Source organism: Phenylobacterium sp. P4_E10 (assembly GCF_056401675.1).
Window position 1 is genome coordinate 24859 of the sequence record NZ_JBFUIW010000014.1, and the last position, 21897, is coordinate 46755.

Sequence of the window (21897 nt, forward strand, 5' to 3'; positions counted from 1 at the left end):
GCACAACTCATGTCATCCCGGAAGCCGCATAGCGGCTGTCCGGGTCGCTCCGCATCGCCGGATGAGGCGAGGCCGCCCCGACACCAAAAGCATCAGGTGTTCATGGGTCCCGGTCTTGCTGCGCAAAACCGGGATGACACCCGTGAGCTACTCGGCGGCCTGGGCGTGGGCGCCGAGGCGCTGGTTGAGCGCGGCGTGCTGGTCCCAGAGGGCCCCAGGCAGGCGGTCGCCGAACTTCTTGTAGAAGTCGGGGATCAGGGCGGCTTCCTCGGCCCAGACCTCGGGATCGACCGAGAGCAGGGTCTCCAGCGCCGCGTCGGCGATGGTCAGGCCGGTCAGGTCGAGCGAGTCCTTGCTCGGCACGCGGCCGATTGCGGTGTCGACGGCCTGGGCGGTTCCGTCCAGGCGCTCGGCGATCCACTTCAGCACGCGGCTGTTCTCGCCATAGCCCGGCCACAGGAACTTGCCGTCGGCGCCCTTGCGGAACCAGTTGACGAAGTAGATGCGCGGCAGCTTGGCAGCGTCTGCATCGGCGCCGACCTTCAGCCAGTGGCCGAAATAGTCACCCATGTTGTAGCCGCAGAACGGCAGCATCGCGAACGGGTCGCGGCGCAGTTCGCCGACCTTGTTCTCCGCAGCGGCGGTGCCTTCCGAAGCGACGTTGGAGGCCAGGAAGACGCCGTGCGCCCAGTCGAAGGCCTCGGTCACCAGCGGCACCGCGCTGGCCCGACGGCCGCCGAACAGGATGGCGGAGATCGGCACGCCGGCCGGATCGTCCCACTCGTCGGCGATCACCGGGCACTGGTCGGCCGGCACCGCGAAGCGGGCGTTGGGGTGGGCGGCGGGCTCGCCGAGCTCCGGCGTCCAGGGCCGGCCCTTCCAGTCGGTCAGACCTTCGGGCGGGGCGTCGGTCAGGCCTTCCCACCAGACGTCGCCGTCAGCGGTGAGCGCAACGTTGGTGAAGACGGTGTTGGCGTGCAGGGCGTCGACGGCGTTCTTGTTGGTCGCATTGCCGGTCCCGGGCGCGACGCCGAAGAAGCCGGCTTCCGGATTGATCGCATAGAGCCGGCCGTCGTCGCCGAAGCGCATCCAGCAGATGTCGTCGCCGATGGTCTCGGCCTTCCAGCCGGTAATGGTCGGCTGCAGCATCGCCATGTTGGTCTTGCCGCAGGCGCTGGGGAAGGCGGCGGCCACGTAGCGGACGGCGCCTTGCGGCGAGGTCAGCTTGAGGATCAGCATGTGCTCGGCCAGCCAGCCGGCGTCGCGGGCCATCACCGAGGCGATGCGCAGGGCGTAGCACTTCTTGCCCAGCAGGGCGTTGCCGCCGTAGCCCGAGCCGTAGGACCAGATCTCCCGGCTCTCGGGGAAGTGGACGATGTACTTGATCTCGTTGCAGGGCCACGGCACGTCGGCCTGGCCAGCTTCCAGCGGCGCGCCGACCGAATGCAGGGCCGGAACGAAGAAGCCGTCCTCGCCGAGCATGTCGAGGGCGCCCTTGCCCATCCGGGTCATCACCCGCATCGAAATGGCGACATAGGCGCTGTCGGTGATCTCGACGCCCAGGGCGGAGATCTTCGAGCCCAGCGGCCCCATGCAGAACGGCACCACGTACATGGTGCGCCCGCGCATGCAGCCCTTGAACAGCTGCGTCAGGTCGGCCCGCATCTCGCCCGGCTCGAGCCAGTTGTTGGTCGGACCGGCGTCGGCCGGGTCCTGCGAGCAGATGAAGGTGCGGCTCTCGACCCGGGCGACATCGCGCGGATCGGAGGCGGCGTAGAAGCTGTTGGGGCGCTTGGCCGGGTTCAGCGGCTTGAGGGTTCCCGACTTGACCAGTTCGTCGGTCAGGGCGGTCCACTCCGCGTCGGATCCATCACACCAATGGACCCGATCCGGCTGGGTCAGTTCCGCGACTTCGCGTACCCATGCCAGGAGTTTCGCATGTTTCGTCGGGGCCTCGTCGAGACCCGGTATGGCCAAGCCCATCAGGCTGCGCCCCTTATGTTACCACGCTTCGTCGCCGGCCCGGCGGGGTCTCTTTCGGACCCCGTCCCTGGCTGGCCGGTCGGTGATATGTACGATTTTTGACGCGCACAAGCTTAGGAGGCCCATATGCGGCGAAGTGATGAAATGACACCGGTGGCATCGCGTGATGCGGGTAGTCACGATCTCGTGCCCGCGTCGCATTCGCAGCTTGCCGGGGCGTCAGGCGGCGCCCGATGAGCGTCCGTCAGATCCAGTGGGCGCTAGCCAGCGTGTTCTTCGTGCTGGGCGGCTGGTGTCTTGTTTCGCCCGGCAGCGTCATGGCCCTGACCATCCGCCCCGAGCACCAGTCGCAAGAATTCATCGCCCTGTTCGCATTCGGCTGCTTCGGGGCGCAGGCGGTGTTGGCCGGGCTGTTCGCGGCGTTCTCCAAATTCACCAAGACGACCTTCCTGGCCTATGGCTTGGCGCTGCTGCCGTTCTTCGTCTTCAACTACTGGTTCTTCGTGGTGAAGCCGGTCCTGAGCGTGGTCGGCCTGCTCGATGCGGTGGGCAACCTGATCATGCTGGCGCTCTGCATCGTCGGCTGGCGCAAGGCCCCGCGCGTCTGACCCCTGGCCGTCCAAGCCGGTCGCAAGGCGGTTGCAAAGCTCGCGGCCCGCATGATCCTCTCGCCGCCTGATTTCCGGGGGTCTCCGATGAAGCCATTTCTCGCCGCCGCGCTGGCCGCGGCCGTCCTGCTGGCGCCTGCCGGGGTGGCGGCGCGACCGTTCACCGCCAAGGACCTGGCGATGCTCGACCGGCTCGGCGACCCGCAGGTCTCTCCGGACGGCAAGCTCGTGGCCTACAATGTCCGATCCACCGACTGGGAGGCCAACCGCGGCGTCCACGCGCTGTGGGTGATGGAGCGCAGCGCCGCCCAGCCGCAGCCGCGCCGGGTGCTGGAGCGCCAGGCCGCGCCGACCACGCCGCGCTGGTCGTCCGACGGCCGCTGGCTCTACTACCTCGGGACCGCCTCGGGCTCGCTGCAGGTCTGGAAGGCGCCGGCCGCCGGCGGCCCGCCGGTCCAGGTCACCGACCTGCCGCTGGACGTGCAGGCCTATCGACTGACCGCAGACGGCAAGACCCTGGTGGCGGCGCTGGACGTCTATCCCGACTGCGCCGACCTCGCCTGTTCGCGGGCCCGGCGCGATCAGGAGGCCAAGGCCAAGACCTCGGGCCTGTTCTATGACGGCGCCGCGCCGCGGTTCTTCGACACCTATGAGGACAGCCGCTTCGTCGGCCTGTTCGCGATCAGCCTGGGCGAGGCGCCGGCCAGGAACGGCAAGGCGCTGGCGCCGGGCCTGAAAGCCGACATGCTCGACCGGCCGCCCGGCGGCGACGGCGACTTCGACCTCACCGCCGACAGCGTGATCTATTCGGCCCGCCCGGCCGGCAGCGACTTTGGCGACACCCGTCCGGCCAGCCTCTATGTCGCGCCGCTGGACGGCTCGTCCGCCCCGCAGCGGCTGGACCCGGCCTCGACCACCTCGGACGCCAAACCGACCCTTTCGCCGGACGGACGGACCTTGGCCTACCTGGCCGAGGACGGCCCCTTCGCCACCGCCGCGCCGATCCTGCTGAAGCTGCGCGACATGCGCAGCGGCGCCATCCGGGTGCTGAGCGACGGCCAGGCCCTGACCTTCGGACGGCTTGAGTGGGCGCAGGACGGCAAGAGCCTCTACGCGATCGCCGAGGACCGGGGCCAGAACCGGCTCTACGCCATCGACGCCGGCGACGGCGCGGCCAAGCCGCTGACCGGCGACGGCTCGGTGACCGAGTTCGACCTCTATCAGGGCGGGGTGGTCTATGGCCGCGATGCGCTGGATTCGCCGGTGGCGCTCTACGACCTGGCCGGCGGCAAGGTGCGGCCGCTGAGCCGCAGCGCCGCCCTGGACGAGACGCCGATGTCGCCCGCCGAGCAGTTCAGCTTCGCCGGCTGGAACGGCGAGCGGGTCTACGGCTACGTGCTCAAGCCGCACGGCTGGAAGCCGGGGCAGAAGTATCCGGTGGCGTTCCTGATCCATGGCGGCCCGCACGGCAGCTTCCCCAACACCTGGAGCTATCGCTGGAACCCGCAGGTCTGGACCGGCCGAGGCTACGGCGTGGTGATGATCGATTTCCACGGCTCGTCCGGCTATGGGGCGGCGTTCGCCCAGTCGATCCGCGGGCACTGGGGCGACCGGCCGCTGGAGGATCTGCAGAAGGGCTGGGCGCATGCCCTGGGGGCCTATCCCTGGCTGGACGGCGATCGCGCCTGCGCGCTGGGCGGGTCGTATGGCGGCTACATGGTCAACTGGATCGCCGGCGTCTGGAGCGAGCCGTGGAAGTGCCTGGTCAACCACGCCGGCCTGTTCGACCTGCGCACCTTCGCCTACTCGACCGACATCACCCGCTGGACCGAGGACGAGTTCGGGGGCCTGCCCTGGAAGGACGAGGCGGCGATCGCCCGCTTCAATCCGGCCGAGAAGGTCGCGGCCTGGAACCGTCCGATGCTGGTCATCCACGGCGCGCGCGACTACCGCGTGCCGCTCGACCAGGGAACGTCGGCCTATGGCGCGCTGCGCCGCCGCGGCCTGCCCAGCCAGTTCCTGCTGTTCCCGGACGAGAACCACTGGGTGCTGAAACCGCAGAACCTGGTTCAGTGGTTCGAGGTCAAGGAGACCTGGCTCGACCGCTGGATCGGCGCAGGCGCAGTAAAGGGCGAGGCGCGGTAAGGCGAAGGAACGGCGGGACGGCTCCGCCGTTCTTGCGCCCTATTGAGGCCGTTCCCGGCCTATAATTCGGGCGACAAGACTTGGAGTTCTGCATGACCCGACTGACGCGACGCGCCCTGGCGCTCGGCCTGGCCGCCCTGCCCCTGCCCGCCCTGGCCCAGAAGCCGGCGGCCGCAGCCCTCTCGGCCGCCGACAAGGCGCTGGTCGAGCGCGCCGCCGCCTATCTGCAGGGGCTGACCGAGGCCAAGGGCCGGTTCGTGCAGACCGACGCGCGCGGGGCGATGAGCCAGGGCTCGCTTTACCTGAAGCGGCCCGGCAAGGCCCGGTTCGAATACGACAAGCCCTCGGGCCTGCTGGTGGTCTCGGACGGCGGCAACGTCTCGATCGCCGACTCGCGGCTGAAGACTTTCGACGCCTATCCGCTGATGGCCACGCCGCTGTCGCTGTTCCTGTCGCGGGAGATCCGCCTGGACAAAGGCATCAACGTCACCCGCGTCACGCGCATGGCCGACGGCTTCTCGCTCACCGCCCGTGACGGCCGCAAGCAGGCCGAGGGCCAGATCACCCTGACCTTCTCCGACAACCCCCTGGCGCTGATCGGCTGGACGGTGACGGACGCCCAAGGCTCCTCGACCCGCATCCGGCTGACCAGCCTGACCAAGACCGCCGGCCTGGCGCCGTCGCTGTTCGTGCTGAAGGATCCGCGGCCCAAGAACGTCGGCCGCTCGAAAATGTGACACAATCACAACAGGCAATATGCCGCGTGATTCATCCTTGACTTTTTCTCAGGCCACGTGGCATTAATGACACTATTAGGTTCGCGCGATCGCGAACCTTTTCCGTGCCGGACCCTATCCCCTCCCGGCGGCGGCATGAGAGACACACTTTACGCCCCGGCTTCTCCAGTGCCGGGGCGTTTCTTTTTGCCCGAAGCCCCTTAAACACCACCGCATGCGCCTTCGCCTTTCGACCTGGAACGTCAATTCCGTGCGCCTGCGGGCCGAGCAAGTGGCCCGCTTCGTGGACGAGCAGGCCCCCGATGTCCTGTGCATGCAGGAGATCAAGTGCCAGGAGGGCGAGTTCCCGCGCGCGGCGTTCGAGGCCGCCGGCCTGCCGCACATCAAGATCGCCGGACAAAAGGGCTGGCACGGCGTCGCCATCGCCTCGCGCCTGCCGATCGAGGACGCCGCGCCGCTGGACGTCTGCCGCGAGAAGCACGCCCGCTGCGTGGGCGGCAAAGTCGCAGGTGTGGAGATCCAGAACTTCTACATCCCGGCCGGGGGCGACATTCCGGACCGGGAGGTCAATCCGAAGTTCGACCACAAGCTGGACTTCTTCGAAAAGCTGACCGCCGAGATGAGCCGCCGCGACCCGAAGGACCCCCTGGCCATCGTCGGCGACCTGAACGTGGCGCCCGGCGAGTTCGACGTCTGGAGCCACAGGCAGATGTCGAAGATCGTCAGCCACACGCCCATCGAGCTCGAGGCCTTCGCAAAGCTGAAGGCCAGCCTCGACTTCATCGACCTGCCGCGCGAAGCGATCCCCGAGCCGGAGAAGCTGTTCTCCTGGTGGAGCTATCGCGCTGCCGACTTCCGCAAGTCCAACCGCGGCCTGCGCCTCGACCACATCCTGGTGACGCCCGGCCTGCGCGAGGCGGCGTTCCGCACCGGCGCGGCGTCTTCGCGGGTGCATGACGACGTGCGCGAGTGGGAACGGCCCAGCGACCACGCGCCGGTCAGCGCCGACTTCGCGGTCTAGGCCGGGGCCTGGGATTCTTTGGGCAGGATGCAGGACGGCACGCCGTCATGCGTCGCGATGGTTGCCGGTCGTCCGGCCCCCGGGGCGAAGTAGTAGGCGCCCTTGGCGGTGGTCACCACCAGCAGGGCCGGTCCGCTGAATTGGCAGATCGGGACATAGTCGTTCCCGCTCTTGCCGCCCTCGATGATGCTGCAGTCGACGTGGCCATAGCGGCGCTCGTAGCGGATGTCGTTGGTGATGAAGACCTGCTTGGCCTTCGAACCGCGAGCGACGTACTCGTCCCTGGTCAGCACCGGGCAAGGCTCGCCGGTCAGGGCCGCGGCCTGCACGGCGGCTGTGGACTGGGCGATGGTGTTGGCGCGGCGCTGATAGCCGATGACGCCAGCGCTGATCGCGCCAATGACCACGGCGCCTACCAGCATGAGCGGGAAAGCCCGCGCCAGGGTCCACTTCTTCGCCAATACCGCCTCCCGCGACGCAACCCTTACGGTGCGAGACGATAGCCTCCGGCCTCCGTCAGCAGCAACCGGGCGTTGCCGGGATCGGGCTCGATCTTCTGCCGCAGGCGGTAGACGTGGGTTTCCAGGGTGTGGGTGGTGACCCCGGCGTTATAGCCCCAGACCTCGGCCAGCAGTTCCTCACGCGAGACCGGCTTTTCGCCGGCCCGGTAGAGGTATTTCAGGATGTTGGTCTCTTTCTCGGTCAGCCGGATCTTCTTCTGATTGGCGTCGACCAGCATCTTGGCCGAGGGGCGGAACTCGTAGGCGCCCAGGTGGAAAACCGCGCCCTCCGACTGCTCGTGGCTACGCAGCTGGGCGCGGATGCGCGCCAGCAGCACCTGGAACTTGAAGGGCTTGGTCACATAGTCGTTCGCCCCGGCCTCCAGGCCTGAGATCTGGTCGTCGTCGGTGTCGGCCGCGGTCAGCATGATGATCGGGGCGACGACGCCCTTCTCGCGCATCTGGCGACAGGCCTCGCGGCCGTTCATGTCCGGCAAATCGACATCCAGCAGGATCAGGTCGGGACGATGCTCGACCGCGGCCTTCACGCCCTCGCCGGCGGTCGCCGCCTCGATGGCCGAGAAGTCCTCTGAAAGCTGGAGTTGTTCGGCGATCGCGCCGCGGAGTTCTTCGTTGTCGTCGACGACGAGCAGAGTCTTGCGTTGAGCCATGGACCGGAACATGCACCGTAACCACACAAAGAGCCAACCGCGGGAGAGCCCTTAACCCATGATCTTCACGGCGTTGTCAGATGGACGCTTCCGGCTGGACGGGCGCGAAACCCGCTGTGCGCTGGGCAAGGGCGGGGTGATTGCTGCGCGCGACAAGCGCGAGGGCGACGGCAAGTCGCCTCTAGGGATCTGGCCGATCCGTCGGGTGCTGTACCGGCCGGACAAGTTCGACGCGCCGCAAACACGCCTGCCAACCAAGGCGCTGGAACGCGACGACGGCTGGTGCGATGCGCCGGGAGACCCCGCCTACAACCGCGCCGTCAAGCTGCCGCACCCGGCCAGCGCCGAGCAGATGTGGCGCGACGACAATGTCTACGACCTGGTCTGCATCCTCGCCCACAACGACGATCCGCCGGTCAGTCCGCTCGGTTCGGCGATCTTCATGCACCTGGCGCGGCCGGATTTCTCGCCGACCGAGGGCTGTGTGGCGCTATCGCGCGAGGACATGCTGGAGTTGCTGTCGCTGGCCAAACTCGGCGACGCATTGGCCATCGAGCGGGCCTAGCGCGCGCCGAACAGGGCCGAGCCGACGCGGACGCTGGTGGCGCCGAAGCGGACGGCGGTCTCGAAGTCGTCGCTCATGCCCATGGAGAGCCCAGCCAGGCCGTTACGGGCGGCGATCCTGGCCAGCAGGGCGAAGTGCGGGCCAGGCGGCTCGGCCACCGGCGGAATGCACATCAGCCCCTGGATCGGCAGGCCGTAGGTCTCGCGGCAGGCCGCGATGAAGGTGTCGGCCTCGGCCGGGAGGATCCCGGCCTTCTGCGGCTCCTCGCCGGTGTTGACCTGGACATAGAGGCGCGGGGTTCGGCCCTGCTTCTGGATCTCGTCGGCCAGGGCGCGGGCGAGCTTTTCGCGATCCAGGCTCTCGACGACGTCGAAGAAGGCCACCGCCTCCTTGGCCTTGTTGGACTGCAGCGGGCCGATCAGCCGCAACTCCAGCCCCTGCGCCTTGCCCGCCCAGCGCTCCATGGCTTCCTGGACACGGTTCTCGCCGAACACCTTCTGGCCGCCAGACAGGATCGGCGCGACCTTCTCCCAGGGCTGTTGCTTGGACACCGCCACCAGGGTCACATCCGAAGCCTCGCGGCCGGACGCCTTCGCCGCGCGGGCGATCCGGTCTAGGACGTCGGTGAGGGCGGGAGGAATGGTCATTTCGGACAGCTTCTGGACAGTGGCGAAGACGGCGCAAGCCATAGGTCGCCGCGCGGGCGCGCGAAAGCCCCCGTTGCCGCCGCTGCTGTTCTTCACCGATCCCCAGAGGACGCCGGACATCGCCGGCGCGATGGCGCGGCTGCCGCGCGGCAGCGCGGTGGTCTACCGCGCCTTCGGGGCCGCAACCGCGCGCCTAGAGGCGGCAGGGCTGCTGCGGCTGGCCCGTCGGCGGGGCTTGAAACTGTTGGTGGGCGCCGACGCGGCGCTGGCCGCAGCGGTCGGGGCCGACGGCGTGCACCTGCCCGAACGCCTGGCGAGGACAGCACAACGGCTGCGCCGGCCCGGCTGGATCATCACCGCCGCCGCTCACAGTCCGGCGGCGGCCCGGCGCGGCCTGGCGGCCGGCGCCGATGCGGTGGTGGTCTCGGCGGTATTTCCTTCCGCCAGCCCCTCGGCCGGCCGACCCATCGGCTCGCTGCGTCTGGCGCAAATTGCACGGCAGACTGGCGGCCGTGTCTACGGGCTGGGCGGGATCAACGACAAAACCGCCCGCCGGCTGCTGCCTGCGGGCTTGGTGGGTCTAGCGGCGGTGGAAGCTCTGGCCTAGGTCGGCCTAGAAGCGGAAGGCGGTCTCGAGCCGGACGCGCGGCGCCGATTCCTGCGGCTCGGTCTTCTTGTAGGACGGGGCTTCCTTTTCGCCCAGGGCAACCGCGCCGCCGACCCGAAGGCTCGGCGTGACGCGGAAGTAAGCCCCAGCCTGAACGTCGTTCCACTGTGTGTCGTGCTCAGCGCGTTGATCGACGTTGAGCGAGACCCCCCAGCGCCCCTTGCGCGTATCCCACTTCAGCGACTTGTTCCCTTGCGGGCCCACTGAAGATTCGCTGCGCACGGTGAAGTCGGTGGCCTTCTTCGCGGTCTGGGCATGCGCCGCCGAAGCGCCGCTCGCGAGGAGCGCCGCACCGATCAACGAAATGACCAACCGCTTGGACATAACCACCCATATGGCCCCTGAGCCCCGGCCGCGCCACCTTTACGGAGACGTGACCGTTGAGCCGATTAAAGTCCGACCGGACGTCAGGTCAACCGACTCCTCGGGCCCTCCAGGCGCCTGAAGACCATATCGTCGGCGCCTGTGGCGGCAGAGACACGCGATTCCTGTTTGGCGGTTCCACGGGCATTGTTATAGAGGCTGCGGCTGCGAGGGGGCGGCGCCCGCGGCGCGACCGACGCGGAATGAACGACTAGGAGCCAATATATGCCGTTTGTGCGCGGTGAGTTGATGCGTGGCGTGACGACCGGGGTCTTGGTGCTGAGCCTCACGGCGCTGGCCGCCTGCTCGAGCAGCGGTAGCTCGCGAACCTTCCAGACCCAAGAGCAGGGCGGGGGTTTGTTCGGCCTGGGCGGCAGCAAGAAGGCGGCGCCTGCGAACGCCAACCAGCCCGCCATCGGCGTGAACGGCTATCTGTGGCGAGCGACGCTGGACACCCTGTCCTTCATGCCGCTGGCTTCGGCGGACCCCTACGGCGGCGTGGTGATCACCGACTGGTACGTGAACCCGGAAAAGCCTGACGAGCGCTTCAAGTGCACCGTCTACATCCTGGACTCGCGCCTGCGCGCCGACGGCCTGAACGTGGCCGTCTTCAAACAGGTCAAGGACGCCGGCGGCAATTGGACCGACGCGCCCTCGGCCGGCCAGACCGAAACCGACCTGGAAAACGCGATCCTTACCAAGGCGCGGCAGCTTCGGCTGTCCAACATCGGCTAGGCCTTTCGGGCGCGCATTCAGCAAGGTTGGAAACCAGTCGGATGCGCTCCCACTCAAGGGCTAGCGCCATCCGGCGCTGGTCCACATCCAACTGAAGTTCGAAGACCGCCCCATGGCCCGCTATAATCCCAAAGAGACCGAGCCCAAGTGGCGCAAAGCCTGGGCCGACGCTGACGTGTTCCGCGCCGGTCCGCCCGCGCCCGGCGTGCCGAAATACTACGCGCTGGAGATGTTCCCCTATCCGTCGGGGCGTCTGCACATGGGCCACGTGCGCAACTACTCACTGGGCGACGTGGTGGCCCGCTACAAGCGCGCCCGCGGCTTCAACGTGCTGCACCCCATGGGCTGGGACGCCTTCGGCCTGCCCGCCGAGAACGCGGCCATGGAGCGCGGCGTCGACCCGCGGGGCTGGACCTACGAAAACATCGCGCGGATGCGCAGCGAGCTGAAGGAGCTGGGCCTGTCGATCGACTGGTCGCGTGAGTTCGCGACCTGCGACGCCGCCTACTACGGCAAGCAGCAGGACTGGTTCCTGGACCTGTGGAAGCGCGGCCTGGTCTATCGCAAGGAAAGCGTCGTCAACTGGGACCCAGTCGATCAGACCGTGTTGGCCAATGAACAGGTGGTCGACGGCCGCGGCTGGCGGTCCGGCGCAGTGGTCGAAAAGCGCAAGCTGAACCAGTGGTTCCTGCGCATCACCGACTACGCCGACGAACTGATCGAGGGCCTGAAGACCCTGGACCGCTGGCCCGACAAGGTCCGCCTGATGCAGGAGAACTGGATCGGGCGCTCCAAGGGCCTGCGCTTCAAGTTCGGCTGGTCAGGCCAGGCCCCCGCCGGCTTCGACGCCGGGCTGGAGGTCTACACCACCCGCCCCGACACGCTGTACGGCGCCAGCTTCGTCGGCGTCGCGCCTGACCATCCGTTGGCTGAGCAGCTGGCCGCCGCCGATCCGAAGGTCGCGGCGTTCATCGCCGAGTGCCGTAAGGGCGGCGCCTCGGAAGCCGAGATCGAGACCGCCGAGAAGATCGGGTTCGACACCGGCCTGACCGTGGCCCATCCCTTTGATCCGGAATGGAAGCTGCCGGTCTGGATCGCCAACTTCATCCTGATGGACTACGGCACCGGCGCGATCTTCGCCTGCCCGGCCCACGACCAGCGCGACCTGGATTTCGCCCGCAAGTACGCCCTGCCGGTCAAGGCGGTGGTGCTGCCGCCGGGCGAGGATCCGGCGACGTTCGACGTCGGGACGGAGGCCTATACCGGCCCCGGCACGATCTTCCATTCGCAGTTCCTGGACGGCATGGAGATCGAGCCGGCCAAGGCCGCGGCGATCGCCCGCATCGAAGCCGAGGGCCGTGGCGAGGGCGCGACGGTCTTCCGCCTGCGCGACTGGGGCGTTGCCCGCCAGCGCGGCTGGGGTTGCCCGATCCCGGTGGTCCATTGCGCCAAGTGCGGGGTCGTGGCCCTGCCGAAGGACCAGCTGCCCGTCGTGCTGCCGGACGACATGGATTTCTCCAAGCCCGGCAATGCCCTGGCGCGTCACCCGACCTGGAAGGACACCAGCTGTCCAGAGTGCGGCGGCGCGGCGACGCGCGAGACCGACACGCTGGACACCTTCGTCGACAGCTCCTGGTACTTCGCGCGCTTCACCGACACCGAGGCGGCGGAGCCGATCAACAAGGCGGCGGCCGACTACTGGCTGCCGGTCGACCAGTATGTGGGCGGCATCGAGCACGCCGTGCTGCACCTGCTGTACGCCCGCTTCGTGACCCGCGCCCTGGGCGACGAGGGCATGCTGTCGGCGCGCGAGCCGTTCGCCGGCCTGTTCACCCAGGGCATGGTCACCCACGAGACCTATCGCCGTCAGAACGGCGAATGGATCGAGCCGCGATCGGTGGAGTTCGAGACTGAAGGCGGTACCCGCCGGGCCAAGCTGATCGAGACTGGCGAGCCGGTGGTCATCGGCGACGTCGAGAAGATGGCCAAGTCCAAGAAGAACACCGTCACGCCGGACGAGATCTTCGAGGTCTACGGCGTCGATGCGGCGCGTCTGTTCGTGCTGTCCGACAGTCCTCCCGAGCGCGACACCCAATGGTCGGCCTCTGGTGTCGAGGGCGCCTGGCGGTTCGTCAATCGGGTCTGGAACGAGTTCGACAGCCAGCCGGAAGGCCCTGCCCCCTCCCCCTCCGCCGACCCGAAGGCCGACGAATTGCGCGCCGCCACCCATCGCACGATCAAGGCGGTGACCGAAGCGGTGGAGAGCTTCCGGTTCAATTCCGGCATCGCGCGGATGTACGAGTTCCTGAACAAGTTGAAAGACTTCCCGGCTGATGGCGCGACGCCGCCGGTGCTTGCGGCGCGCCATGAGGCGCTGTCGGCCTTCGCCCGGCTGATCTCGCCGTTCACGCCCCACCTGGCTGAAGAAGCCTGGGTGCGGATCGGCGGCAAGGGGATGGTGGTCGCCGCCCCGTGGCCGGAGTTCGACGCCGGCCTGACCCAGGAGGCGGTCAAGGTCCTGCCCGTGCAGGTGAACGGCAAGCGTCGCGGCGAGATTTCCGTCGCCGCCGGAGCCGAACCGGCCGATGTTGAGAAGATCGTGCTTGACGATCCCGAGATCGCGCGGCGCCTTGAGGGCCTGGCGATCAAGAAGGTGATCGTCGTGAAGGACCGTATCGTCAACATCGTGGCTGGGTGAGCTGACATGAACCGCGCCGTCGTCTCCGCCGTGCTGGCGGTCGGGGCCCTGACCCTGGCCGGGTGCGGGTTCACGCCGCTCTACGGCGCGCCTGGCGTGACCTCGCAGTTGGCCAGTGTCGCGGTCTCCACGCCGCCCGGTCGCACCGGGCAGTTGATCCGCGAGCACCTGGACGACGCCCTGGCGCGCGACAAGGGCGCCGCGCCGGCCTATCGGATGGAACTGGCGCTGTCGGAGACCCGCTATCCACGCGGCGTGCGGGTCGACAATGTCGCCACCCGCTACGAGTACGTGCTGATCGCCGACTACACCCTGGTCTCATCCGTATCGGGTGCTCCGGTGAAGTCTGGCACCGCCCGCGCCCAGGTCACCTACGATAGCGCCGACCAGCCCTACGCCTCGATCACCGCCCAGCAGGACGCCCAGGACCGCGCCGCCGCCGAGTGCGCCCGCAAGATCCAGGTCGAATTGGCGGCGTGGATCGCGACCCAGGGAAAATCCTAGGGATTTCAAAGGCGTGATCCTTTCCAAGCGGCCGGACATCGAGCGCTTCCTGAGCAAGCCGGAGGCTCCCGTCCGGGTGGCGCTGATCTATGGGCGCGACACCGGCGTGGTCCGCGATCGCGGAACCCAACTGGCCCGCAAGGTGGTTCCCAACCTCGACGACCCGTTCGATGTGGCGCTGCTGACCGACGGCGACCTGGATTCCGACGGCGGCAAGCTCGAGGGCGAGCTGGCGGCGCAGTCGTTGATGGGCGGGCGACGGCTGGTGCGGCTGCGCTTCGCCACCGAGAAGGCCAATCTCGACAAGCAGGTGGCCGAGGCCGTGGTCGCCCACGCTGAGGGCAAGCTCAATCCCGACGCCTTCTTCCTGATCGAGGCCGGCAACCTCGGGCGCGACTCCGCGCTGCGGAAGGCCGCCGAGAAGGCCGGCGAGGCGGTGGCCATCCCCTGCTACGAGGACGAGCCCGGCGATGTGGCGCGGCTGGTCCGCGAGCTGCTGGCCAAGGACAGCGTCGGCCTGGACGCCCAGGCGCTGCAGCTGTTCGTCGGCCGGTTGCCCAAGGAGCGCGGCGTCGCCCGCCAGGAGATCGAACGGCTGGCGCTCTATCTGGAGCCTGGCAGCGGCCGCACCGCCACGCCGCGCGACCTCGACGACTTCCTGGGCGTCGAGCCCGAAGCCTCGCTGTCCGACGCCGCCGCCGATGCGTTCGGCGGGCGACTGGGCGACGCGCAGGCCGGGCTACGCCGCGCCGCCGCCGAGGGCGAGGCTGGGCCCGCCGCCATCCGCGCGATCAGCATCTATCTCGGCCGCCTGCGCCGCACCCTCACCCTCGCCAAGTCCGGCGCCGGGCTGCAGGAGGCGGCCAAGGCCTCGGGGGTGTTCTGGAAGCAGGAGCGCGAGTTCCTCCGCCAGGCGCGCAGCTGGTCGCTGGAGGAACTGGACCGGCTGCAGCCGGAAGTGCTGGCCGCCGACAAGGCCTGCAAGACCGCCGGCTCGCCCGATCACCTGATCGCCGAGCGACTGGCGCTGACCATCGCCGGCCGCGCGCGCCGTCTAGGGCTCTGAATCGGCGCTTTTGAAATCGCCCCTGTGGCGCACAAAGCGAGGGCTACCCGTATCGGTGGCCGCTCGATTCACCAGAAGCCGAATTTCGAAATCGACTCCATATAAATCAATGACTTAGCGCTAACCCCGAACGGTCAGTTTGCGGCAAAGCTCGTCGAGCTGTTCGAGCGTCGCGTACTTGATCCGCAGCTCGCCGACGCCGCCCTTGTCGAGCACTTCGACGTCGAGACCGAGCGCGTCGGAGAGGTCGGACTCGAGCGCCTGGGTATCGGTGTCCTTGGCGACCTTCCGCGAGGCGGCCTTCGGTCGGCTGGCGCTCGGCGCGCCGCCACGGGCCAAGGCCTCGGCCTCGCGGACCGACAGTCCCTTGGCGATGATCTGGTCGGCCAGGGCCAGCGGGTCGTCGGCGGTGAGGATGGCCCGGGCATGACCGGCCGACAGCTGGCCGTCGAGCACGTAGCCGCGAACCTTCTCGGGCAGGTTCATCAGGCGCAGGGTGTTGGCGACGTGGCTGCGGCTCTTGCCGATGCTGCCCGCCACCTCTTCCTGAGTGCGCTTGAACTTCTCGATCAGCTGCTGGTAGGCGGCCGCCTCTTCGATGGGGTTGAGGTTGGCGCGTTGGACGTTCTCGATGACGCCGATCTCAAGAACCTGGACATCGTCCAGCTCGCGGACCAGGGCCGGCATGACCCGCAGGCCGGCCTTCTGACTGGCGCGCCAGCGGCGCTCGCCGGCGACGATCTCCCACTCGCCGGGCAAGCCGGGGGCGGGACGCACGAGGATCGGCTGCAGCACGCCCTTCTCGCGGATCGAGGCGGCGAGTTCCTCGACCTCAGTCTCGGAGAACACCCAGCGAGGTTGGTGCGCGTTGCGACGGATCAGCTCGATCGGGATCTCGCGGACGCCAGCGACCTCCTCGACCGGCGCGCCGGCGACCACCTTGGCCTCGTCAACATCGCCCAACAGGGCCGACAGGCCGCGGCCCAGTCCACGCTTCTCGACCATCATGTCCCCCTCCGAGCATGATCGCTGATCATGCTCGGCGCGTTAAAAACAGAGCGTGACGGTCGCCAAAACGGGCGGGCATTTTTGGCTGTCACGCTCACGCGGCCTTCGCCCGGCGATCGCGCTCACGCAGCACGACCTCGCGCGCCAGCTTCAGATAGGCCTGCGAGCCCGTGCACTTCAGATCGTAAACCAGCACCGGCTTGCCGTAGCTGGGCGCCTCGGAGACCCGCACGTTGCGCGGTATGACCGTGTTGTAGACCGTCTCGCCGAAGTGGCTGCGAACGTCGCGGGCGACCTGCTCGGAGAGGCTGTTGCGGCGGTCGTACATGGTCAGGACCACCCCCTGGATCTCCAGGTTCGGGTTCAGGCTGCCGCGCACCAGATCGACGGTGCGCATCAGCTGGGTGAGGCCCTCCAGGGCGAAGAACTCGCACTGCAACGGCACCAGCACTGCATCCGAGGCCGCCATGGCGTTCACCGTCAGCAGGTTCAGCGACGGCGGGCAGTCTATCAGGACGTAGGTGTATTCGCCGGCGGCGCGGATCGGCTCCAAAGCGTCGCGCAGCTTGAACGAACGGCGCGCCTGCTGGCCTAGCTCCAGCTCCACGCCGGACAGATCAGGGTCGGCGGCGACCAGGTCGAGGCCTGGCAGCGCGGTGTTGACCACGGCCGAGGTGATCGACTGCTCGCCCATCAGAACGTCGTAGAGGGTGACCTTGCGCTGGGCTCGGCCGACGCCGAGCCCGGTTGAGGCGTTGCCCTGTGGGTCGGAGTCGATCAGCAGCACCTTCTCGCCCACCGCCGCGAGCGCTGTGCCGAGATTGATGGCCGTGGTGGTCTTGCCCACCCCGCCCTTCTGGTTGGCGACCACCAGGACGCGCAGACCCCGTTTAGCTTTTCCGGCCACGGCCGAGCCTCCTCAAACGCACGATCTGGCCTCTGGCGTCACTCAAGCTGGGCGACACGTCCGCCTCGAAATCCCAAGTCCGCCGCGCCTCTTCCAGCTCGGCCGCCACGTCCTGCCCCTTCAGGAACAGCGCCTGTGCGCCGCGCTTTAGGTAGGGCTGGGCGTACCCCATCAGTCGCGACAGGGGCGCGCAAGCCCGGGCGGTGACGATATCCACAGTCAGGGACAAGTCTTCCGCACGAGAATTGTGAACCGTGGCCGGAAGCGCCAATCCGTCCACCACTTCGCTGAGGAACCGGCAGCGTTTGGTGAGGCTATCGACCAGGTGCACGTGGAAACCGGGACGGCCTTTTCCGAGGATCGCCAAGACGATGCCGGGAAGTCCTGCGCCGGTTCCGAGATCGGCCCAGGTCAGCGCCTCGGGCGCCAAGGGCAGGATCTGGGCCGAATCCCAGGCGTGCCGCGACCAGAAGACGTCGAGCGTGGCAGGCCCCACCAGGTTCATCTTCTCGTTCCACTCGACCAGGTATGACCGGTAGCGCTCAAGATCGGCGACGGCCTGCGGCGAGGCGGCGGCGGCGGCGGCGAAGCTGGCCGCGTCGGTGACGTCAATGCTGGTTTCAGATGACAATGGCGAGCTCAGGCGGCGCGGCGGCGGACATGGGCCAGCAAGGCGGTCAGGGCGCCGGGCGTGACGCCTTCGATGCGCGCCGCCTGGCCCAGAGTCAGGGGTCGAACGGCGACCAGCTTTTCGCGGACCTCGTTGGAGAGGCCGCCAACCGCGCCGTAGTCGAGCTCCGGCGGCAGGCGAAGGTTCTCGTCACGGCGGAACGCGGCGGCGTCGGCCGCCTGGCGGTCCAGATAGCCGGCATAGGCGGCGTCGATCTCAAGCTGCTCGCGGCAGCCGGGCGACCAGTCATACGCTTCGGGGAAGATCGCGGCGAGGTCGTCGAAGCTGATGGTCGGATAGGCCAGCAGCTGCACGAAATCGCGGACCACGCCGTCGGACTTGACCGGCAGACCCGCCTTCTGGGCCATGTTCGGAGACAGGATCAGCTCCCCTGCCCGCTGGCGGGCATGGGCGAGTTCGGCCGCCTTGGCGCCATAGGCCGTTTCACGTGAAACACCGACCACCCCCAGCTCAATGCCCTTGCCGGTCAGTCGCTGGTCGGCATTGTCGGCGCGCAGGGTGAGGCGGAACTCGGCCCGGCTGGTGAACATCCGATAGGGCTCGGTGACCCCGCGGGTGGTGAGGTCATCGATCAGCACGCCGATATAGGCCTCGTCCCGGCCGAAGGTCGCGCCATCCTGGCCGGAGGCGGCGCGGGCGGCGTTGAGCCCGGCCATCAGCCCCTGGGCCCCAGCCTCCTCATAGCCGGTGGTCCCATTGATCTGGCCGGCCAGGTAGAGCCCCGGCAGCCGCTTGACCTCAAGGGTCGGATAGAGCTCGCGCGGGTCGACGTAGTCGTACTCGATTGCGTAGCCGTAGCGTTTCACCCGGACATTCTCCAGGCCCGAAATGGTGCGCAGGAACAGGTCCTGGGTCTCTTCCGATACCGAGGTGGAGATGCCGTTGGGATAGACGGTGTCGTCGTCCAGGCCCTCGGGCTCGAGGAAGATCTGGTGACTGTCCTTGTCGCCGAAGCGCACCACCTTGTCCTCGATCGACGGGCAGTAACGCGGGCCGCGGCCGCTGATCCGGCCGCCGTAGACGGCGGATTCGGTCAGCCGGTCGGCGATGATCTGGTGGGTCTTGGCGTTGGTGTAAGTGACGCCGCAGGCAATCTGCGGAGTGGTGATCTTGTCGGTCAGGAACGAGAACGGCACAGGCTCGTCGTCCGCAGCCTGCATCTCCAGGCCGTCCCAGGCGATGGTCGAGCCCTCGAGGCGCGCCGGGGTGCCGGTCTTCAGCCGACCCATGCTCAGGCCCGAGGCGTAGAGCCGGTCGGAAAGGCCGATCGCCGGGGCGTCCCCGACCCGACCGGCCGGGATGCGGGTGTCGCCCAGATGGATCAGGCCCTTGAGGAAGGTGCCCGTGGTCAGCACCACGCGGCCTGCGCGGTACTCAGCTCCGCTCGCGCCGATCACGCCCTGGACCACGCCATCGACGACGATCAGGTCCTCCACCGCCTCGGCGCGCACGCTGAGGTTCGGGGTGGCGGCGAGCTCGGCCTGCATCGCCTCGCGATAGAGCTTGCGGTCAATCTGGCTGCGCGGGCCGCGGACGGCCGCGCCCTTGGAGCGATTGAGCATCCGGAACTGGATGCCGGCCTGGTCGGCCAGACGGCCCATCAAGCCGTCGAGGGCGTCTATCTCGCGGACCAGGTGACCCTTGCCCAGGCCGCCGATGGCCGGGTTGCAGCTCATCTCGCCGATGGTCTCGAGCTTGTGGGTCAGCAGCAGGGTCTTGGCGCCGAAGCGCGCGGAGGCCGCCGCGGCTTCACAGCCGGCATGCCCTCCCCCGATGATGATCACGTCCCAGGCGCTCAAGCTTGTCTCCACGCAAGACGCCCCCGGAAGGCCGGGGGCGCGACTGGCAGCTATATAGCGAACGTGGGGCGGTTTTTCACCGGGATTCCGTCGCCAGGCCTAGCAGCGTTTCACGTGAAACAGTGAGGCCGCGCCGCGAGGCGTGTTTCACGTGAAACAGCGGCCCTACTTTCCAATGCAGAAGCTGGAGAACACCCGGTCGAGAACGTCCTCCGGATCAATCCTGCCGGTAATGCGGTCCAGGGCCCGGCCCGCAAGGCGTACGTCCTCGGCGGCTAGTTCCAGTTCGTCTTCCGTTACGAGCGCCCGCTTCAGCCGCGCCAGCGCCTCGGACAGCAGTTCGCGGTGGCGCAGGCGCGTGGCGGTCGGCAGCTCAGCGCCGGCCAGCGCATCGACCACCCGATGTTCCAGGGCTGCTTCAAGCGCGCCGATATCGTCAGGTTTCCGCGCGCTGAGCCGCAGGATCTCTACATTGGCGGCGCGGGCCTCGACCACAGCGTGGCCGGTCTCGTCGCCCGCCGGCAGGTCGGCCTTGTTGATCACGCAGAGGTCATGCGGATGCAGCCCCGGCGCGGTGGCCGCGGCGTCGCTGGAACCGTCGACCACCCAGATCCGCAGGTCCGCCTCCCCGGCCCAGGCGCGCGCGCGGCGCACACCCTCGGCCTCGATCTCGTCGTGGGTCTCGCGCAGGCCCGCGGTGTCGGCCAGCAGCACCTTGTAGCCAGCGAACCGCATCGGGACCTCGATGATGTCGCGGGTGGTGCCCGGCGTGGCGGTGACGATCGCCGCCTCCCGCCGCGCCAGGGCGTTGAGGATGGTGCTCTTGCCGGCGTTGGGCGCGCCGACCAGGGCGATGCGGAAGCCCTCGCGCACCCGTTCGCCGCGTTTCACGTCGGCCAGGGCATGCTCCAACTCGCCGATCAGACTGACCAGCACCGGCTGCGCGCGAGCGGCGACGTCAGCGGGCACCTCTTCGTCCGGAAAGTCGACGGCCGCCTCGAACATCGCCAGGGCCTCGATCAGGCCGTCGCGCCAGCGCGCCTGCGCCTGGCCCAGCGCCCCGCCCAGCTGGTCGAGCGCCTGGCGGCGCTGGGCCTCGGTCTCGGCCTCGATCAGGTCGGCGACGCCTTCGGCCTGGGCCAGGTCGAGCTTGCCGTTCTCGAAGGCGCGGCGGGTAAACTCGCCGGGTTCGGCCAAGCGCAGGCCCAGGGCGGCCAGCTCTTCCAGCAGGCCGGCGACCACGGCCGGGCCGCCATGCACGTGAAATTCGGCGCAGTCCTCGCCGGTGTAGCTGGCGGGCCCCTCGAACCACAGCACCAGGGCCTGGTCGATCGGCGCGCCGTCCTGGCGCTTGAGCACCCTCAAAGCCGCTTCGCGCGGCTTGGGTGTTCGGCCGGCCAACGCCGCCACCGCCCTGCCTGACTGGGGACCGGACAGGCGAACGACCGCGACCGCCGAGCGGCCCGCGGCGGTGGCCGGCGCGAAGATGGTGTCGGTCATTTGGAGCGGGTGGCGCCTAGGCTGGCGTCGACGGCGGCGCTCATCAGGCTGCGGAACTGTTCCTGGGCCCCGACGCCGAAGGCGGTCCAGTTCTTGATCAGCTCGTCCGGCGACAGCATCGCCATGTTGGCGGTCATCCGGTTCTGCATCTCTTCGACGAGCTTTTCGTTCAGACCAGACACGTCCGGCAGGCCGAGGAAGGCGCGCGCCTCTTGCGGAGAGCATTCGACTTCGATGGTCATCTTCATTCGGATACCTCTACGGCCAGAGATGTGCTTGACCACATTGTTATGAGCGCAGCGTGGCCGCTAGCGCTAGAGCCTTTCCAGTTCAGGTGACGCGCTCGAGTAACACTGTCCTTTAGTTCCAGACGGGAGACGCCCATGGGCGAGATGACGACCATCAAGGCCGAAGACGGCCAGTTCGCGGCCTATGTGGCCCGCCCGGCTCAGCCGAACGGCCCGGCCGTGGTGGTGATCCAGGAGATCTTCGGGGTCAACGCCGTGATGCGCGAGGTCTGCGACGAGCTGGCTGCAGCTGGCTTCCTGGCCGTCTGCCCCGACCTGTTCTGGCGCATCGAGCCCGGGATCGACATCACCGACCAGTCCGAGGCCGAGTGGAAGAGAGCCTTCGAGCTCTACAACGCGTTCGACGTCGACGCCGGAGTCCAGGACATCGGCGCGACCATCGACCAGGTTCGCGCCCTGCCCGAGGTCAACGGCAAGGTCGGTGCGGTCGGTTTCTGCCTGGGCGGGCTGCTGGCCTTTCTGACCGCGACGCGCACCGACGCCGACGCCTGCGTCTCCTACTACGGAGTGGGAATTGAGAAGCACCTGGCCGAGGCCGACAAGCTGGCCCACCCGCTGCTGATGCACATCGCAGAAGAGGATCAGTTCGTGCCCAAGGAAGCGCAGGCCCTGATTCTGTCGCAGCTGAAGAACCATCCGCAGGTGCAGGCTCACACCTATGCCGGCCGCGACCACGCTTTCGCGCGGACCGGCGGCGAACACTACGACGCAGCCGACGCCAAGTTGGCCAACGGGCGCACCCTCGCGTTCTTCCAGCAGAACCTAGCCTAGGGG

General features: G+C 68.3%; 22 protein-coding genes. 11 read left to right on the plus strand and 11 right to left on the minus strand.

Going from position 1 to position 21897, the window contains the following annotated elements; genetic code table 11:
- Positions 1-147: 147 nt before the first annotated feature.
- Entirely contained in the window at positions 148-1983 is a 1836-nt protein-coding gene (locus AC1DQJ_RS15975; RefSeq protein ID WP_477605033.1) for a phosphoenolpyruvate carboxykinase (GTP), read from the minus strand.
- A gap of 233 nt (positions 1984-2216) precedes the next feature.
- Between AC1DQJ_RS15975 and AC1DQJ_RS15980 the strand changes: the two genes are divergently transcribed.
- The 4 genes from AC1DQJ_RS15980 (at position 2217) to AC1DQJ_RS15995 (ending at position 6494) form a co-directional block, all read left to right on the plus strand.
- Positions 2217-2591 (plus strand): hypothetical protein, encoded by a 375-nt coding sequence (locus AC1DQJ_RS15980; RefSeq protein WP_477605034.1) that lies wholly within the window; start codon positions 2217-2219, stop codon positions 2589-2591.
- Positions 2592-2678: 87 nt separating this feature from the next.
- On the plus strand, positions 2679-4736 hold the full coding sequence (locus AC1DQJ_RS15985) for a prolyl oligopeptidase family serine peptidase (RefSeq protein ID WP_477605036.1): 2058 nt from the start codon (positions 2679-2681) through the stop codon (positions 4734-4736).
- Positions 4737-4828: 92 nt separating this feature from the next.
- Positions 4829-5473 (plus strand): LolA family protein, encoded by a 645-nt coding sequence (locus AC1DQJ_RS15990; protein ID WP_477605038.1) that lies wholly within the window; start codon positions 4829-4831, stop codon positions 5471-5473.
- Between the two features lie 214 nt (positions 5474-5687).
- Positions 5688-6494 carry an exodeoxyribonuclease III gene (locus AC1DQJ_RS15995; protein WP_477605040.1) on the plus strand — a complete coding sequence of 269 codons (807 nt, stop codon included), beginning with the start codon at positions 5688-5690 and terminating at the stop codon, positions 6492-6494.
- On the opposite strand, the gene AC1DQJ_RS16000 is transcribed toward AC1DQJ_RS15995, so the two are convergent.
- Both AC1DQJ_RS16000 and AC1DQJ_RS16005 read right to left on the minus strand, forming a co-directional pair.
- Entirely contained in the window at positions 6491-6955 is a 465-nt protein-coding gene (locus AC1DQJ_RS16000; protein ID WP_477605042.1) for a hypothetical protein, read from the minus strand. The two genes, AC1DQJ_RS15995 and AC1DQJ_RS16000, sit on opposite strands and share 4 nt — an antisense overlap.
- A gap of 23 nt (positions 6956-6978) precedes the next feature.
- On the minus strand, positions 6979-7665 hold the full coding sequence (locus AC1DQJ_RS16005; RefSeq protein ID WP_477605043.1) for a response regulator transcription factor: 687 nt from the start codon (positions 7663-7665) through the stop codon (positions 6979-6981).
- 58 nt (positions 7666-7723) lie between these two features.
- On the opposite strand from AC1DQJ_RS16005, the gene AC1DQJ_RS16010 reads away from it, so the two are divergent.
- On the plus strand, positions 7724-8230 hold the full coding sequence (locus AC1DQJ_RS16010) for a L,D-transpeptidase family protein (RefSeq protein ID WP_477605045.1): 507 nt from the start codon (positions 7724-7726) through the stop codon (positions 8228-8230).
- On the opposite strand, the gene AC1DQJ_RS16015 is transcribed toward AC1DQJ_RS16010, so the two are convergent.
- Complete coding sequence (locus tag AC1DQJ_RS16015) at positions 8227-8877, minus strand: YggS family pyridoxal phosphate-dependent enzyme (protein ID WP_477605047.1); 651 nt, start codon at positions 8875-8877, stop codon at positions 8227-8229. The genes AC1DQJ_RS16010 and AC1DQJ_RS16015 overlap by 4 nt on opposite strands.
- Between AC1DQJ_RS16015 and AC1DQJ_RS16020 the strand changes: the two genes are divergently transcribed.
- Positions 8870-9484, plus strand: a complete 615-nt coding sequence (locus AC1DQJ_RS16020) for a thiamine phosphate synthase (protein WP_477605049.1) — start codon at positions 8870-8872, stop codon at positions 9482-9484. The two genes, AC1DQJ_RS16015 and AC1DQJ_RS16020, sit on opposite strands and share 8 nt — an antisense overlap.
- A 6-nt stretch (positions 9485-9490) precedes the next feature.
- Here AC1DQJ_RS16020 and AC1DQJ_RS16025 read toward each other — a convergent pair whose 3' ends face one another.
- The gene (locus AC1DQJ_RS16025; RefSeq protein WP_477605051.1) at positions 9491-9868 is read right to left on the minus strand and encodes an NtrZ family periplasmic regulatory protein; all 378 of its coding nucleotides are present in this window, start codon (positions 9866-9868) and stop codon (positions 9491-9493) included.
- Between the two features lie 264 nt (positions 9869-10132).
- On the opposite strand from AC1DQJ_RS16025, the gene AC1DQJ_RS16030 reads away from it, so the two are divergent.
- From AC1DQJ_RS16030 to holA, 4 genes are all read left to right on the plus strand, one after another.
- A complete protein-coding gene (locus AC1DQJ_RS16030) occupies positions 10133-10642 on the plus strand; it encodes a DUF3576 domain-containing protein (protein ID WP_477605053.1) in 510 nt (169 codons plus the stop codon).
- A 112-nt stretch (positions 10643-10754) separates the two neighbouring features.
- Positions 10755-13340, plus strand: coding sequence for a leucine--tRNA ligase (leuS, locus tag AC1DQJ_RS16035; protein ID WP_477605055.1), 2586 nt, complete (start codon positions 10755-10757; stop codon positions 13338-13340).
- A 6-nt stretch (positions 13341-13346) separates the two neighbouring features.
- Positions 13347-13844, plus strand: coding sequence for an LPS assembly lipoprotein LptE (gene lptE / locus AC1DQJ_RS16040; protein ID WP_477605057.1), 498 nt, complete (start codon positions 13347-13349; stop codon positions 13842-13844).
- A 13-nt stretch (positions 13845-13857) separates the two neighbouring features.
- Positions 13858-14910: a DNA polymerase III subunit delta gene (holA, locus tag AC1DQJ_RS16045; protein ID WP_477605059.1), complete on the plus strand. Its 1053-nt coding sequence runs from the start codon at positions 13858-13860 to the stop codon at positions 14908-14910.
- A gap of 120 nt (positions 14911-15030) precedes the next feature.
- On the opposite strand, the gene AC1DQJ_RS16050 is transcribed toward holA, so the two are convergent.
- The 6 genes from AC1DQJ_RS16050 to AC1DQJ_RS16075 all read right to left on the minus strand — a co-directional run bounded on the left by AC1DQJ_RS16050 (position 15031) and on the right by AC1DQJ_RS16075 (position 21063).
- The gene (locus tag AC1DQJ_RS16050; RefSeq protein ID WP_477605061.1) at positions 15031-15918 is read right to left on the minus strand and encodes a ParB/RepB/Spo0J family partition protein; all 888 of its coding nucleotides are present in this window, start codon (positions 15916-15918) and stop codon (positions 15031-15033) included.
- 94 nt (positions 15919-16012) lie between these two features.
- Positions 16013-16801, minus strand: coding sequence for a ParA family protein (locus AC1DQJ_RS16055; RefSeq protein WP_477605227.1), 789 nt, complete (start codon positions 16799-16801; stop codon positions 16013-16015).
- A 7-nt stretch (positions 16802-16808) separates the two neighbouring features.
- On the minus strand, positions 16809-17456 hold the full coding sequence (gene rsmG / locus AC1DQJ_RS16060; protein ID WP_477605062.1) for a 16S rRNA (guanine(527)-N(7))-methyltransferase RsmG: 648 nt from the start codon (positions 17454-17456) through the stop codon (positions 16809-16811).
- Positions 17457-17464: 8 nt separating this feature from the next.
- A complete protein-coding gene (mnmG, locus tag AC1DQJ_RS16065; protein ID WP_477605064.1) occupies positions 17465-19315 on the minus strand; it encodes a tRNA uridine-5-carboxymethylaminomethyl(34) synthesis enzyme MnmG in 1851 nt (616 codons plus the stop codon).
- A gap of 165 nt (positions 19316-19480) precedes the next feature.
- Entirely contained in the window at positions 19481-20815 is a 1335-nt protein-coding gene (gene mnmE / locus AC1DQJ_RS16070; protein WP_477605066.1) for a tRNA uridine-5-carboxymethylaminomethyl(34) synthesis GTPase MnmE, read from the minus strand.
- A complete protein-coding gene (locus tag AC1DQJ_RS16075) occupies positions 20812-21063 on the minus strand; it encodes a DUF6489 family protein (RefSeq protein ID WP_477605068.1) in 252 nt (83 codons plus the stop codon). Before AC1DQJ_RS16075 ends, mnmE begins: the two co-directional genes overlap by 4 nt.
- 135 nt (positions 21064-21198) lie before the next feature.
- On the opposite strand from AC1DQJ_RS16075, the gene AC1DQJ_RS16080 reads away from it, so the two are divergent.
- Positions 21199-21894: a dienelactone hydrolase family protein gene (locus tag AC1DQJ_RS16080; RefSeq protein ID WP_477605070.1), complete on the plus strand. Its 696-nt coding sequence runs from the start codon at positions 21199-21201 to the stop codon at positions 21892-21894.
- Positions 21895-21897: the final 3 nt, after the last annotated feature.